We start from the raw sequence: 13,285 nt of genomic DNA on the forward strand, positions 1-13,285 counted from the left end.
GCGGCCATGCCCACCAGGATCCTCCCGGCCGGCGCGGACCCGGACGCCGTCCGCTCCCTCACCACCCTGCTCAGCCAGCTCCCCGACGCCGAACCGCAGCCCCCGGTCACCGACTCCACCCAGCTGGTGGACACCCTCGCCCGGCTGGCCGCCGAGTCGGTCGAGGAGCTGCCCGAGGTCGTCGTCGTCCACGAACGCATCGGCCCCGTACCGGCCCTGGAACTGATCCGCGAGGTCGCCCTGCGCTTCCCGGCCGCCGGTGTCGTCCTCGTCACCAGCGACGCGAGCCCCGGCCTGTTCGCCGCCGCCATGGACTCCGGCGCCCGCGGCCTGGTCGGGCTCCCGCTGTCGTACGAGGAACTGGCCGGCCGCGTGCAGGCCGTCGCCCAGTGGTCGGCGGGGGTACGACGCCACCTCGGGCACGGGGCCGAGACGCCGGCCGGGCCCGGGGGCAGCGTCGTCACGGTCAGCGGCGCCAAGGGCGGTGTCGGCGCCACGCTGACCGCGGTTCAGCTGGCCCTCGCCGCCCAGGCCTCCGGCCGCGCCACCGCGCTGGTCGACCTGGATCTGCAGAGCGGTGACATCGCCTCCTACCTGGACGTCCAGTTCCGCCGCTCGGTGGCCGACCTCGCCGCCATCACCGACATCTCGCCGCGCGTCCTCGCCGACGCCGTCTTCCGCCACGACACCGGGCTCGCCCTGCTCCTCGCGCCCGCCGAGGGCGAACGCGGCGAGGAGGTCACCGAGCGGGCCGCCCGGCAGCTGGTCGGCGCCCTGCGCTCGCGCTACGAGGCCGTCGTCGTGGACTGCGGCGCCCAGCTGAGCGGGGCCGGCGCGGCGGCCGTCGAGACCGCCGACACCGCGCTGCTGGTCACCACCCCGGACGTGATCGCCGTACGCGCCGCCAAACGCACCGTACGGATGTGGGACCGGCTCCAGATCCGCAAGGCCGAGGAGACCACGGTCGTCGTCAACCGGCACACGCGCGGTACGGAGATCCAGCCCGCGCTGGTGCAGCGCATCACCGGCACCGCGCTCGCCCGGACCGCCGTACCCGCGGCCTACAAGGAGCTGCAAGGCGTCGTGGACGCCGGACGGCTGCACGAACTCGACGGCAGGAGCACGGTGAGGCAGGCGCTGTGGGCGCTCGCGGCGGAGCTGGGGCTGGCCGAGGCGGGACAGCAGCCCTCCCACCGGGGGACCGGCCGGGCGGCGGTGGGCTTCAGGCGGCGGAAGGAATGAGCGGCGCCATGGGGAGACCGGACGGGGACCGGGGACAGGTCAGCGTCGAGTTACTCGGCATGACCCCGCTGATCCTGCTGACGCTGGTGCTGATGTGGCAGGCCGTGCTGGTGGGCTACACCTTCACGCTCGCCGGGAACGCCGCCGACGAGGCGGTGCGGGCCGCCACGGCGGCACCCCGGGGCGGCGCCCGGCAGGCCGCCTGTGCCGAGGCCGGGCTGAGACACCTGTCGGGGGCGTGGCGCGGGGGCGCGTCGGTGCGGTGCGGCACCTCCGGCTACGTCACCGCCGACGTCTCCGTGAAGGTCCCGGTCCTCTTCCCGGGCGTGATCTCCTTCCCCGCCACCGTGCACGGCCACGCCGGGGCCGTGGAGGAGGTGACACGCTGAGATGGCGTACCGCCGAGCACGCGACCGGGGGCAGGACCGGGGGCAAGACAGAGGTCAAGTCGCCCTCGAATACCTCGGGTTCATCCCCGTCCTGCTGATAGTCGGGCTGGCCGGCCTCCAGCTCGGTGCCGTCGCCTACGCCGCCGAACAGGCCGGTACGGCGGCCCGGGCCGGAGCCCGGGCCGCGTCCCTGGACCGGTCCTACACCCAGGCCTGCGCCGACGCGGTGAGCGGCGTGCTGGACGTGTCCTGCTCGGCCGCCGAAGGCGACGACACGGTGACCGTCACCGCCACCGTCCGCATCCCCGCCCTCGTGTGGGACCTGGGCGACGCCACCAAGTCCGCGACCATGCCGCTCGACCACTGACAAAAGGAGGCGACAGACCCATGAGCCTGCGGGCACGCATCAGCGCTCCGGAGGAGCACGGCAGCCGGGGCGAGGACGGACGCCTGGTCGCCTCCTACCGGGCGAAGCTGCTGGAGGAGATCGACCTCGCGGAGATGAGCGCGCTGGCCGCCGCCGAACGCCGGGCGCGCCTGGAGCGGGTGCTCGGGCACATCATCAGCCGCGAGGGACCGGTCCTGTCCACCGTCGAACGCGCCCAGCTGATCCGCCGGGTGGTGGACGAGGCGCTGGGCCTCGGCATCCTGGAACCCCTCCTGGAGGACGCGTCCATCACCGAGATCATGGTCAACGGCCCCGACGCGATCTTCGTGGAGCGCGGCGGCCGGGTCGAGCAGCTGCCGCTGCGGTTCGTCTCCGCCGACCAGCTGATGCAGACCATCGAGCGGATCGTCTCGACGGTCAACCGCCGGGTGGACGAGTCCAACCCGATGGTGGACGCCCGGCTGCCCTCCGGCGAGCGGGTCAACGTCATCATCCCGCCGCTGTCCCTGACCGGCCCGGTGCTCACCATCCGCCGCTTCCCGCGCTCCTTCACCCTCCAGGAGCTGATCGGCTTCGGCTCGCTGGACGAGCACATGGTGTACCTGCTGGCCGGCCTGGTGCAGGCCAAGTTCAACATCATCGTCTCGGGCGCCACCGGCACCGGCAAGACCACCCTGCTGAACGCCCTGTCCGGGCTGATCCCGCCGCACGAACGCATCATCACCATCGAGGACTCCGCCGAACTCCAGCTCCAGCAGAGCCATGTGGTCCGCCTGGAGTCCCGCCCGCCGAACGTGGAGGGCAAGGGCGAGGTCACCATCCGCGACCTGGTCCGCAACTCGCTGCGCATGCGGCCCGACCGGATCGTGGTCGGCGAGGTCCGCGGCGGCGAGTCCCTCGACATGCTCCAGGCCATGTCCACCGGCCACGACGGCTCGCTGGCCACCGTGCACGCCAACAGCGCCGAGGACGCCCTCACCCGGCTCCAGACCCTCGCCTCCATGTCCGACGTCGAGGTCCCCTTCGTCGCCCTGCACGACCAGATCAACAGCGCCGTCGACGTCATCGTCCAGCTCACCCGGTTCGCCGACGGCGCCCGCCGCATCACCGAGATCGCGCTGCTCGACAGCCACGGCGGGGAGCCGTACCGGCTGGCCACCGTCGCCCGCTTCGAGGCCCGGCCGATGACCCCGGACGGCCGGGTCCACGGCGCCTTCCGGCACCTCCCGCTCCCGCGCCGCACCGCCGACCGCCTCTACATGGCGAGCCAGCCCGTCCCGCAGGCCTTCGGCGTGGCCCGCTCCGCCGACCAGCTCGCCACCCGAGAAGCCAGGTAGGACCCCCACCATGTCACCGAGCACCCTCGCCCAGCTCATCACCGGCGCGACCCTGCTGGCCTGCGTCCTGGCCGTGGCCGGCGTGCACGCCTACGCCTCGGGCCGGGCCCGGCGCGCCGCCCTCGTCGACCGGCTCGCGCACACCGGGGCGCCCCCCGCGACCGGCCGCGGACGCCGCTTCGTCGCCCTGGACCGGCGGCTGCGCCGCACCCGGTTCGGCCGCTGGCTGGAGCGGCGCCTGGCGGCGACCGGGCTGAGCGTCACCCCCGGCGAGTTCTTCGCCGCCATGCTCGCCGCCGTCGCCGCGCTGTGGCTGATCGGCCAGGCCACCCTGGCGCCGTTCTTCGGCCCGATCGCCGGGCTCCTCGGCGTCGGGGCGGCCCTGCAGTTCCTCAACTGGCAGCGGCAGAAGCGGATCGAACGCTTCATCGGCCAACTCCCCGAACTGGCCCGCATCCTGGCCAACGCCACCCACGCCGGCCTCGCCCTGCGCACCGCGATCGGCATGGCCGCGGAGGAGCTGGAGGCCCCGGCCGGCGAGGAACTGGGCAAGGTCGCCGACCAGTTGGCCGTCGGCCACTCCCTGGACGACGCCCTCGGCGAGCTGGCCGACCGGCTGCCCTCCCGGGAACTCGTCGTGCTGGTCACCACGCTGGTGCTGTCCAACCGGGCGGGCGGGCAGGTGGTCTCGGCGCTGCGCAACCTGACCGAGACGCTGGAGGAGCGCAAGGAGACCCGGCGCGAGATCCGCACCCAGCTCTCCCAGGTGATCATGACCTCGTACGCCGTACCCGTTCTCGGGGTCGGCGCGTTGTTCCTGATGAACGGCGTCAAGGACGGCGCGCTCGACCGCATGACCGGCTCCCCGGCCGGCCAGGTCTGCGTGCTCGTCGCGTTCGTCATGTACGCCGTCGGCTTCGTCCTGATCCGCCGGCTCAGCCGGATCGACGTCTGAGGGAGGTGACCCGTGGAGTTCCTGCTTGCCCTGCTGATGGGCGCCGGCGTCTGGGGCGTCTTCGCCGGCCTGCGCATGTACCGCGCGGACGCCCGGCTCCCCGCCGACCTCGCCGTCGCCCTGGAGGTCGGCGCCACCCGAACCGGCGTGGTCGGCTCGGTCGTCGACCGCCTCGGCATGCGCTGGGCGCCGCTGGTGCTGCGCCTGATGGGCCCCCGGCTGGTCGCCCGCTACCGCCGCAGGATCGACCTCGCCGGCAACCCCGGCGGCCTGACCATCGACCGCTACGCGGCCCGCCGCGCGGTCTACGGCGCGCTGGGCGCCGTCGGCTTCCTGGTCTTCCTGCTGCGCGGCCAGTGGTTCGTGGCGCTGCTCCTGCTGGCCTTCGGGGCGCTGTGGACCGAGGTCGGCCTCTGGTCGGCGATCCGGGTCCGCAGGCAGGTCATCGAACGCACCCTGCCCGACTTCCTGGACGTGCTGGCCGTGGTGGTCAGCGCGGGCCTCGGCTTCCGGCAGGCCCTGGACCGGGTCGCCGCCCGCTACGAGGGCCCCTGGGCCGACGAACTGCGCATCACCCTGCGCCAGATGGACCTCGGCATGAGCCGCCGCCAGGCGTTCGCGGAGCTGCGCCGGCGCAACGACTCCGAGCAGGTGGCGATGTTCGTGACCGCGTTGCAGCAGGGCGAGGAGCTGGGCGCGCCCATCGTGGACACCCTGGTCTCCCTGGCCAAGGACATGCGCCGCACCGACGCCCAGAACGCCCGCCGCAAGGCCGCGCGGGCGGTGCCCAAGGCCACGCTGATGATCACCACGTTCATGGTCCCGGCGACGATGCTGCTGCTGGGCGCGGGCCTGCTGCTCGGCTCCGGCGTCGACTTCGGCTCGCTCACCGGGAAGTGAGGACGGACGTGACGGTGATGGAGGTGACGGGCAGGGGGGCGCGCTTACTGGAGCGGTTACGGAGGACGGGCGGCGGGCGGCGCCGGGCAGGGCCGGGGCGTCCGGGTGCCGGCCCCCCGGGGGCGTGGCTGAGGCGGGCCGGTGCCGGAGGTTCCGGGGCGCGGGCGGATGCCGGAGGTTCCGGGGCGCGGGTCGATGCCGGAGGTTCCCGGGTGCGGCCGGAGCGGGCGGCGCGTGAGCCTGTGCCGTCGGCCGGGCCTGTGCCGTCGGCCGAGCCCGTTCCGTCGGCCGAGCCCTCCGAGAAGCTCCAGGTCAGTGCCCTTCAGGCGATGTGCCGGCAGGTCTTCGGATTCCGGCTGGCCATGATCGTCGTATCGGCGCCCGCCGCCCTGCTCAACGCGGCCCCCGGCCTGGGCGTCCGCCTGGCCGGCACGGCCGTGGTCGTCACCGTCATGGTGTCGTACGTCCTCTTCCGCGACTGGGAGCGGTTCGGCCCCCTGCTGCTGCGCCACCCCAGCCTGCTGGCCGCCGACACCCTCTTCGGCTCCTTCCTCCTGGTCTCGGCGGGCCCGGACACCACCCTCGCCTACGTCAGCGTCTGCACCCCGCTGCTGGCCGGCCTGGTCTACAGCTGGCGCGGCGCGGCCTGCTTCGCCTCGCTGCAAGCCCTGATCCTGCTGCTGGTCCACACCACCTTGAAGGCCGGCCGGCCCGAGCCCGTCGCCGAGGCCCTGCTGCTGCCCGGCCTGTGCGTCATCGCGGGCGCCATGGGCTCCACCCTGCGCAGTCTGATGCTCCGCTTCGGCGCCGCCACCGAGGCCCTGACCACGGCGCGCGCCCGGCTCGCGGCGGCGGAGGCGGTGAGCGCAGAACGCGCCCGGCTGGCACGGGAGATGCACGACTCCGTGGCCAAGACCCTGTACGGCGTGGCCCTCGCCGCCGACGGACTGGCGGCGACCGCGTCGGCCGGCGCCCCGGACCCCGCCCGCGTCCGGCAGCAGGCGGAGCTGGTCTCCCGCTCGGCGCGCCGGGCGGCGGCGGAGTCCCGGGAACTGCTGGCCGACCTGCGCCGGGACCCGGCGCCGGCGCCGGAGGAGATCTCGTTCTGGCACCTCCTGTCCTACCGGGCCCAGGAGTTCGCCCGGCGCACCGGTCTGAAGGTCACCTGCCACTGGCCGGCGGACCACCCCGCTCCCTTGCCGCCCCTGCCCGCGCCCGTGGCCCGGCACGTCCTCGCCATCGCCACCGAGGCCCTGGAGAACGCCCACCGCCACGCGTCCGCCGGCCGGGTGGACGTACGGGCGACGCTCGACGGAGAGCTGCTCGGCCTCGCGATCCACGACGACGGCACCGGCCTGCCGCCCGGCACCACGCTGGAACGGCTGCGCGACCAGGGTCACTTCGGGCTGCTCGGCATGGTCGAGCGGGCCGCGCAGGCGGGCGCCCGCATCCGGATCGGCAGGGGCACGCACGACCGGGGCACGGAAGTGCGCCTGGACATCCCCCTGCCCCGGCCCGCGCCCCAGGCCCCCGTCAACCCCTGAGAGGAGGCACCATGCGGCCCTTGCCCAGCACGTCCCGGCCCGGCTTCCCGCCGCCGGCCCCGGCCGCCCCGCCGCTGCGGCTGCTGGTCGCCGACGACAACCCGGTGGTCCGGGCCGGCCTCACGGCCCTGCTCTCGGACGGCGCCGGGACCACGGTGGTGGCCGAGGCGCGCGACGGCCGGGAGGCGTACGAGGCGGCGCTGCGGCACCGGCCGGACGTCATCCTGCTCGACGTCCGCATGCCCGGCGTGGACGGCATCTCGGCACTGCCCCATCTGGTGCCGCTGGCCCCCGTCATGATGCTCACCTACAGCCACGAGACGGAGACCGTACGGGAGGCGCTGCGGCTGGGCGCGGGGGGATACCTGGTGCACGGCGAGTTCACGACGGAGCAGCTGGTGCGGGCGGTACGGGACGTACGGGAGGGGCGCCCGCAGGTGACGCCCGGGGCGACCAGGGCGTTGCTGACGGCGCTCCGGTCCGATGCGTCTGCACACTCCGGACCCAACTTCCCTGAAACGTCGGCCATTTCCGAACCCTTGGCTCTTTCGCGATTGCAATCACCTGTGGCACAGTCGTTCCGCTCGCGGTTCCGGCTGAGCGAGAGGGAGGCGGAGATCATGGACCTCATCGCGTCCGGCATGACCAACCAGCAGATCGCCGCCGCCTGCTTCATCACCGAGAAGACGGTCAAGAACCACATCAACCGCATCTTCGCCAAGCTCCACAGCACCACCAGGTCCCAGGCGACCGCGAAGTGGCTGGGGGTGGCGTGAGATGACGGCGCGGCGGAGCGAATGGGTCCGCGGTTGGGCCCTGGGGCCCTTCGGGGGCGGGAGCGGCCGGCCGTACGGTGCCCGGACCGGAGGCGAAGCTGGAGGGGAAGACCGTGAGCAAATGGTTCCGCACCACCGCCGCGTATCTGCAGTCCCGGGCCGCGCGCGGCGACCGGGGACAGACCGCGGTGGAGTACCTCGGCATCATCGCGGTGGTCGTCGCGATCGTCCTGGCGATCACCGGCACGAGCATCGGCCAGTCGATCTACGACGCGATCACCAACAAGATCGCCGAGGTCACCGGCGGCTGATCCGCGCACGGCACGACACGGGGCAGGCCTTCCCCATCTACCTCACGGTGGTGGCGGGCCTGCTCTTTCTCGCGTTGGCGTACCTCGCGGTCGGCCAGGCGGCCGTCAACCGCGGCGGCGCCCAGACGGCGGCGGACGCGGCGGCCCTGGCGGCGGCGCAGGAGACCCGCGACCAGCTGGCGGACCTGTGGCGGGAGAACCTGGACGACCCGGCGAGCTGGGGGGCCATCTTCGAGGGGGCGGGCGCCGGCGATTCCTGCTGGCGCGCCGATCAGCTCGCCGCGCTGAACGACGCGGCGGTGCGCTGCGAGTTCGACGCGCCGCTGAGCTATGTGGTCGACGCCCGGACGGACAAGTCCGTGGGCGACTCCATCGTCCCCGGCACCGAGAACGTGCACGCGACGGCGCACGCCAGGGCCGTCATAGAACCGCTCTGCACACCACCCGAGACGCCGCCCGGTCCGCCCGGTCCGCCCGGGCCTTCCGAGGAGCCGACGGCGCCCCCCGCAGAGGGTTCCGCGCCCCCCGGAGACGGCTCGGCGCCGCCCGGGGACGGGCAGCGGCCCCCCGAGCCCGACGACACCCCGCTGCCCCCGCTCACCTGCGAGGACAAGGTCTGGCATCCCGAGCCGGACGACACCACGGAGCTGCCGGGGCCCGAGGACCTCTTCGACGTCCACCTGGCCGACTCCCCGGCGAACGACCGATGACGAAGGAAGCGACAGTGATGAGCATGCGGTTCGCTGCGAAGGCCCGCAGAGGGCTGGTCGCCTTGACCGTTGCGGCCGGTGTGGCCGTCGGGGTGAGCGGCTGCGGGGGAGGCGGGGGCGGGGAGGACAAGCCGAGCGGACCGGCGTCCGCCGCAACCGCCGACGACCCGGGCCCGAGCACCCAGGAGGGCGACCCCGAACAGCCGCTGGCGGAACTGCGCGGGTCGGACGGCCTGCTGCTGCGGATCACCTCCGCCCAGCGCGACTCGGGCGGCTTCGTGACGGTCAACGGCACACTGAAGAACGACGGGGCCCGGACCGCCGTCATCCCCTCCGCGCTGAGCGGCAACGAGACCGAGATCATCAAGAACGGCAGATCGCTCGGCGGGGCCACACTGGTCGACCCGAAGGGCAAGAAGCGGTACTACGTGCTGCGGGACACCGAGGGCCGGCCGCTGACGACCACCGGTTTCACCACCCTGAAGTCCGGCGCCACCCTGGCCGTCTTCATGCAGTTCCCGGCGCCCCCGGCCGGCGTCACCGACATGGACTTCCAGCTGCCGACGTTCACCTCCGCCGGCATCAAGGTCTCCGGGTGAGGCACACATGACCACCACACCCCGCCTCGCCCTCGCCGGCGCCCTGCTGCTGTGCGTCCTGAACCTGCCCGCCGCCCCGGCCGCCGCCGACGGCACCGGCCCCGGCGAGCCGCCCCTGACCGAACCCACCGCGGCCGCCCCCGTCGACCCCGACCCGACCGACCCCGACCTCAAGCTCCCCGAAGGCGCCACGCTCGCCGAGGCCAAGGTGCTGGACATCAAGCTGGTCGTGGAGGAGCAGAGCGGGGACGAGCGGCGCGAGGACACCAACGCCGACGTGACCTTCGCCCTCCAGTCCGAGGTGCTGTTCGGCAAGGACAGCGCCAGTGTCGGCGAGGAGGCCAGGACCCGCATCGCCGTCATCGCCGAGGAGATCAGGAAACAGCGCGCCACCCGGGTCCGCGTCTTCGGCTTCACCGACAGCCTCGGCACCACCACCCACGGCGTCGCCCTGTCCAAGCGGCGCGCCAACGCCGTACAGGCCGTGCTGGACCAGGACCTGAACACCCCGTCCATCACCTTCGACGTCCGCGGCTACGGCGAGCAGTACCCGATCGCCGACAACGCCACCGAGGCCGGCCGGAAGAAGAACCGCCGCGTCGAGGTGTCGTTCCCCCGCACCGGCCAGTGACCGGACCGGCGGCCACGGGTCACCCCTCTGCCTCCGCCTCCGCCTCCGCCTCCGTTTCCACTTCCACCCGTACGCCCGCCCGTACCCCCCACCCCGCCATCGCCCCGGCCGCCGCCTCCAGCACGTGCCGGGCGCGCGGGCGCGGCAGGCCCAGGCGGCCCGGGGGCATCGTGCGCACGGCGATGACGGTGAGGCGGCGGTCCAGGTAGGCCACGTCGATCGGGATCCGCATCCCGAACGTGTGCACCCCGCTCGCCGGTGATAGCAGCATCGCCCCGGCCACCGTGTCCCGGCCCAGCAGACCCCTGGTACGGGCCCGGTAGGAGGTCGCGATCTCCAGGGGGACGGAGGCGGCCGGCACCTCCCCGGTGTCCGCCCGCACGGTCAGCAGCCCCCGCCCGTCCCGCCAGCGCCCCATGACCCGCCCTCCGCTCTCGTGGCCGCCAACTTCGCAGGCCCGTAAATGCGTTGTCCTTTCCCGTCCTCCCCACTAGGAAGGGCGCTATGACAGGACTCGGTGCCGTATTCCGCCCCCAGCTTCCTCCCGAGCGACTCAGGGCCGTCGCCCGCGTCGCGGACGAGACGGGGCTCGACGAACTGTGGCTGTGGGAGGACTGCTTCCTGGAGGGCGGCGTGTCCACGGCCGCCGCCGCGCTCGCCTGGACCGAACGGGTGCGGGTCGGCATCGGGCTGCTGCCCGTGCCGCTGCGGAACGTGGCCGTCACCGCGATGGAGGCGGCCTCGCTGGAGCGCATGTTCCCCGGGCGGGCCGTCCTGACCGTCGGACACGGCGTGCAGGACTGGATGGGCCAGGTCGGCGCCCGGGCCGCCTCGCCGCTCGGCCTGCTCGGCGAACACCTCGACGCCCTGCGCGCCCTGCTGCGCGGGGAGCGGCTCAGCATGCGCGGGCGGTACGTCCAGCTGGACGACGTCGCCCTCGACTGGCCGCCGCCGCGCCCGGTGGACGTCCTCGCGGGCGCCACCGGACCCCGTACGCTCCGGCTCACCGGCGAGAAGGCCGACGGCACCCTCCTCACCTCCGCCACGCCGCCGGACGGCGTACGGCGGGCCCGGGAGCTGATCGAGGAGGGGCGCCGGTCGGCCGGCCGTACCGGCGCGCACCGGATCGTCGTCTACCTCCTGGCCGCCACGGGCGCCGACGCCGAGTCCCGGCTGCGCGCCGACCTCGCCGCCCAGGGCCTGGCGTCGGTGCCGGACCTGGGCGTCGCCGGGGACGCGAAGGCGGTGGCCGACGCGGTACGGCGCCTCGCCGAGGCCGGCGCGGACACCGTCGTCCTCCAGCCGACGGCCGACGAACCCGACCCGGAGGCCTTCGTGCGCTTCACGGCGGAGCAGGTCGCACCCCTGATCCGCTGATCCACTGACCGGGCCGTCGCCGCGGGCCGGGCCCGGTTGCCAGTGGCGCCTGCCACAGTGCCCCCGCATGACCGACGGGACGAGCGGGGCCACCGGCTCCCCGGTCGCGCCCCGCAGCGACGCCCCCGACCGACCGCCGCGTCCCCGGGTCGCCCCGATGGGCCGGCTGCCCGCGTGCGGGGCCCGCTGGCCGCCGCTACCTCGGGTCACCCCGATGGGCCGGCTGCTCGCGTGCGGGACCCGCTGGCCGCCGCTACCTCGGGTCGCCCTGTCGGGTTGGCTGTCGTGTGCGGGACCGACCCGCCGGTCGTCGCCTCTCCGGGGCCTCGTCGGGTTGGCTGTCGTGTGCGGGACCCGTCGGCCGCCTCTCCGGGTCGCCCCGTGGGGTCGGCTGCCCGCGTGCGGGACCGACCCGCCGGTCGCCGCCTCTCCGGGTTGCCTCGTCGGGTTGGCTGTCGTGTGCGGGACCGACCCGCCGGTCGCCGCCTCTCCGGGTCACTCCGACGGGTCGGCTGCCCGCGTGCGGGACCCGACGCCCGGTCCAGGCCCCGTGCAGGGCCCGCCGGCCGGCCCGGCCCGCGGAGATCATCCGGCGCCGGAAATCCGCAGGCCCCCGCGCCGCTTCCCTGGGATCATGGCCGTATGAGTGTCGAACGTTCCTTCGAGGACCTCGTGGCCGAGGGGGCCGCCGTGCCCACCGAGGGGTGGGACTTCTCGTGGTTCGAGGGGCGGGCCAGTGAGGCGCGGCCGTCGTGGGGGTACGCCCGGTCGGCGGGGGAGCGGCTGGCGGGGGCCGAGGCGGCGCTGGACATCCAGACCGGTGGCGGGGAGGTGCTGGACTTCGCGCTCGGGCGGGCGGAGCCGGCCCGGCCGGTGCTGGTGGCGGCGACCGAGGGCTGGCCGCCGAACGTGGCCAGGGCCACCGCCCTGCTGCGGCCCCGCGGCGTCGTCGTGGTCGCCGCCCCGGACGACGCGCCGCTGCCCTTCGCCGACGAGGCGTTCGACCTGGTGCTCAGCCGGCACCCGGTGCGTCCGCACTGGGCGGAGATCGCCCGGGTGCTGCGGCCCGGCGGGACGTACTTCGCCCAGCACGTGGGGCCCGCCAGCGTCTTCGAGCTGGTCGAGTACTTCCTCGGGCCCCAGCCGGAGGAGGTGCGCCGCGCCCGTGACCCCGAGCGGGAGCGGGCCGACGCCGAGGCGGCGGGGCTGGAGGTGGCCGTCCTGCGGGCGGAGCGGCTGCGGATGGAGTTCCACGACATCGCCGCCGTCGTCCACTTCCTGCGCAAGGTCGTCTGGATGGTCCCGGGCTTCACGGTCGAGGCCCACGCGTCACGGCTGAGGGCACTGCACGAGCGGATCCGGAACGAGGGGCCGTTCGTCGCGCACAGCACCCGGCATCTCTTCGACGTACGCAAGCCGTAACGCCGAGGGAACCGGGTTTCCACATTGTTATCGCCCCGCGTTCACATGCGTCCCACAGGTCACGTAAGTTCAGACCAAGGTAATTCGCGTCGGCAAAGCCGCGCGGTCGGCACCGCGCGGTGGAGGGGGCCGCGCGGTGCCGTGAAGCCGCCTCGGGGCACCGCCGGGGGACCGGCCCCGGCCCCGGCGCCGTAGCGGAACGGTCAAGTCCGCCCCGCGTCGGCGGGGTCGCCCGTCGGAGGGACCCGGGCGACATCTCGCTGATTCCCCCAGAACGGCCCAACCCTTGCGAATCCATTTGCATCCGGCCGCATTTTCCTGCGAATCCACTGTGAACCACCCCAGGAACACCCCTGAATCCCGCATTCCGTAACCGCCCCGGCGTCGTCGTGCGATTCCGGAGAGTAGTTGTTGGGCGTCGATGCACCCACCAGCCCTTACGAAGGGTTATGGTGGAAACCCCCCCTCGGGCCGGTCCGTCTCCCCCCCACGGACCGGCCCGTTTTTTCATGGCCGAGGACGGCCGGGTTCCGGAACCGCCCGGCCCCGGCCCGGCGTCCCCCCGAAAGGGGCGCGGCCCCGGCGGCGTACGACACCGCCGCATGGCCAAACCCCGGACCGGACCGGGCCTCCGGCAGCGGTAGGCTCAACGACTCCGGCTCCCCCTACGGCTCCGGCACCCCCTACCCCGCGCCCAACCCCCG

At 74.2% G+C, this 13,285-nt stretch carries 15 protein-coding genes; 14 read left to right on the forward strand and 1 reads right to left on the reverse strand.

Features of this window, described 5'->3' with window-relative positions; translation table 11 throughout:
* Window positions 1-6 precede the first annotated feature (6 nt).
* From IE251_RS01710 to IE251_RS01765, 12 genes are all read left to right on the forward strand, one after another.
* A complete protein-coding gene (locus IE251_RS01710; protein ID WP_189751100.1) occupies window positions 7-1,242 on the forward strand; it encodes a CpaE/TadZ family protein in 1,236 nt (411 codons plus the stop codon).
* Between the two features lie 8 nt (window positions 1,243-1,250).
* Entirely contained in the window at window positions 1,251-1,631 is a 381-nt protein-coding gene (locus IE251_RS01715; RefSeq protein WP_189751101.1) for a pilus assembly protein, read from the forward strand.
* Between the two features lies 1 nt (window position 1,632).
* A complete protein-coding gene (locus IE251_RS01720; RefSeq protein ID WP_189751102.1) occupies window positions 1,633-1,998 on the forward strand; it encodes a TadE/TadG family type IV pilus assembly protein in 366 nt (121 codons plus the stop codon).
* A 20-nt stretch (window positions 1,999-2,018) separates the two neighbouring features.
* The gene (locus IE251_RS01725) at window positions 2,019-3,356 is read left to right on the forward strand and encodes a TadA family conjugal transfer-associated ATPase (RefSeq protein WP_189751103.1); all 1,338 of its coding nucleotides are present in this window, start codon (window positions 2,019-2,021) and stop codon (window positions 3,354-3,356) included.
* 10 nt (window positions 3,357-3,366) lie between these two features.
* A complete protein-coding gene (locus IE251_RS01730; RefSeq protein ID WP_189751104.1) occupies window positions 3,367-4,311 on the forward strand; it encodes a type II secretion system F family protein in 945 nt (314 codons plus the stop codon).
* Window positions 4,312-4,323: 12 nt separating this feature from the next.
* Window positions 4,324-5,211, forward strand: a complete 888-nt coding sequence (locus IE251_RS01735) for a DUF5936 domain-containing protein (RefSeq protein ID WP_189751105.1) — start codon at window positions 4,324-4,326, stop codon at window positions 5,209-5,211.
* A 17-nt stretch (window positions 5,212-5,228) separates the two neighbouring features.
* Entirely contained in the window at window positions 5,229-6,755 is a 1,527-nt protein-coding gene (locus IE251_RS01740) for a sensor histidine kinase (protein ID WP_373301961.1), read from the forward strand.
* Between the two features lie 11 nt (window positions 6,756-6,766).
* Entirely contained in the window at window positions 6,767-7,531 is a 765-nt protein-coding gene (locus tag IE251_RS01745; RefSeq protein WP_189751106.1) for a response regulator, read from the forward strand.
* Between the two features lie 113 nt (window positions 7,532-7,644).
* The gene (locus tag IE251_RS01750; protein ID WP_030616442.1) at window positions 7,645-7,842 is read left to right on the forward strand and encodes a Flp family type IVb pilin; all 198 of its coding nucleotides are present in this window, start codon (window positions 7,645-7,647) and stop codon (window positions 7,840-7,842) included.
* Complete coding sequence (locus tag IE251_RS01755) at window positions 7,839-8,552, forward strand: pilus assembly protein TadG-related protein (protein ID WP_189751298.1); 714 nt, start codon at window positions 7,839-7,841, stop codon at window positions 8,550-8,552. The genes IE251_RS01750 and IE251_RS01755 overlap by 4 nt, the downstream gene beginning before the upstream one ends.
* Window positions 8,553-8,569: 17 nt before the next feature.
* Window positions 8,570-9,151 carry a hypothetical protein gene (locus IE251_RS01760; RefSeq protein WP_189751107.1) on the forward strand — a complete coding sequence of 194 codons (582 nt, stop codon included), beginning with the start codon at window positions 8,570-8,572 and terminating at the stop codon, window positions 9,149-9,151.
* A gap of 7 nt (window positions 9,152-9,158) precedes the next feature.
* On the forward strand, window positions 9,159-9,782 hold the full coding sequence (locus IE251_RS01765) for an OmpA family protein (RefSeq protein ID WP_189751108.1): 624 nt from the start codon (window positions 9,159-9,161) through the stop codon (window positions 9,780-9,782).
* Window positions 9,783-9,801: 19 nt separating this feature from the next.
* On the opposite strand, the gene IE251_RS01770 is transcribed toward IE251_RS01765, so the two are convergent.
* On the reverse strand, window positions 9,802-10,200 hold the full coding sequence (locus IE251_RS01770) for a DUF192 domain-containing protein (protein ID WP_189751109.1): 399 nt from the start codon (window positions 10,198-10,200) through the stop codon (window positions 9,802-9,804).
* An 86-nt stretch (window positions 10,201-10,286) separates the two neighbouring features.
* On the opposite strand from IE251_RS01770, the gene IE251_RS01775 reads away from it, so the two are divergent.
* Both IE251_RS01775 and IE251_RS01780 read left to right on the forward strand, forming a co-directional pair.
* The gene (locus IE251_RS01775; protein ID WP_189751110.1) at window positions 10,287-11,159 is read left to right on the forward strand and encodes an LLM class flavin-dependent oxidoreductase; all 873 of its coding nucleotides are present in this window, start codon (window positions 10,287-10,289) and stop codon (window positions 11,157-11,159) included.
* Window positions 11,160-11,801: 642 nt separating this feature from the next.
* Window positions 11,802-12,581: a class I SAM-dependent methyltransferase gene (locus IE251_RS01780; RefSeq protein ID WP_189751111.1), complete on the forward strand. Its 780-nt coding sequence runs from the start codon at window positions 11,802-11,804 to the stop codon at window positions 12,579-12,581.
* Window positions 12,582-13,285: the final 704 nt, after the last annotated feature.

This window comes from Streptomyces eurythermus, assembly GCF_014649115.1.
Lineage (GTDB): Bacteria > Actinomycetota > Actinomycetes > Streptomycetales > Streptomycetaceae > Streptomyces > Streptomyces eurythermus.

What these genes read in the sequence shown, in the direction of transcription:
- IE251_RS01715 (WP_189751101.1), top strand. Translation starts at nt 1,251, where the DNA reads ATGGGGAGACCGGACGGGGACCGGGGACAGGTCAGCGTCGAGTTACTC.
- IE251_RS01740 (WP_373301961.1), top strand. Translation starts at nt 5,229, where the DNA reads ATGGAGGTGACGGGCAGGGGGGCGCGCTTACTGGAGCGGTTACGGAGG.
- IE251_RS01775 (WP_189751110.1), top strand. Translation starts at nt 10,287, where the DNA reads ATGACAGGACTCGGTGCCGTATTCCGCCCCCAGCTTCCTCCCGAGCGA.
- IE251_RS01730 (WP_189751104.1), top strand. Translation starts at nt 3,367, where the DNA reads ATGTCACCGAGCACCCTCGCCCAGCTCATCACCGGCGCGACCCTGCTG.
- IE251_RS01710 (WP_189751100.1), top strand. Translation starts at nt 7, where the DNA reads ATGCCCACCAGGATCCTCCCGGCCGGCGCGGACCCGGACGCCGTCCGC.
- IE251_RS01760 (WP_189751107.1), top strand. Translation starts at nt 8,570, where the DNA reads ATGAGCATGCGGTTCGCTGCGAAGGCCCGCAGAGGGCTGGTCGCCTTG.
- IE251_RS01770 (WP_189751109.1), bottom strand. Translation starts at nt 10,200, where the DNA reads ATGGGGCGCTGGCGGGACGGGCGGGGGCTGCTGACCGTGCGGGCGGAC.
- IE251_RS01745 (WP_189751106.1), top strand. Translation starts at nt 6,767, where the DNA reads ATGCGGCCCTTGCCCAGCACGTCCCGGCCCGGCTTCCCGCCGCCGGCC.
- IE251_RS01720 (WP_189751102.1), top strand. Translation starts at nt 1,633, where the DNA reads ATGGCGTACCGCCGAGCACGCGACCGGGGGCAGGACCGGGGGCAAGAC.
- IE251_RS01765 (WP_189751108.1), top strand. Translation starts at nt 9,159, where the DNA reads ATGACCACCACACCCCGCCTCGCCCTCGCCGGCGCCCTGCTGCTGTGC.
- IE251_RS01780 (WP_189751111.1), top strand. Translation starts at nt 11,802, where the DNA reads ATGAGTGTCGAACGTTCCTTCGAGGACCTCGTGGCCGAGGGGGCCGCC.
- IE251_RS01725 (WP_189751103.1), top strand. Translation starts at nt 2,019, where the DNA reads ATGAGCCTGCGGGCACGCATCAGCGCTCCGGAGGAGCACGGCAGCCGG.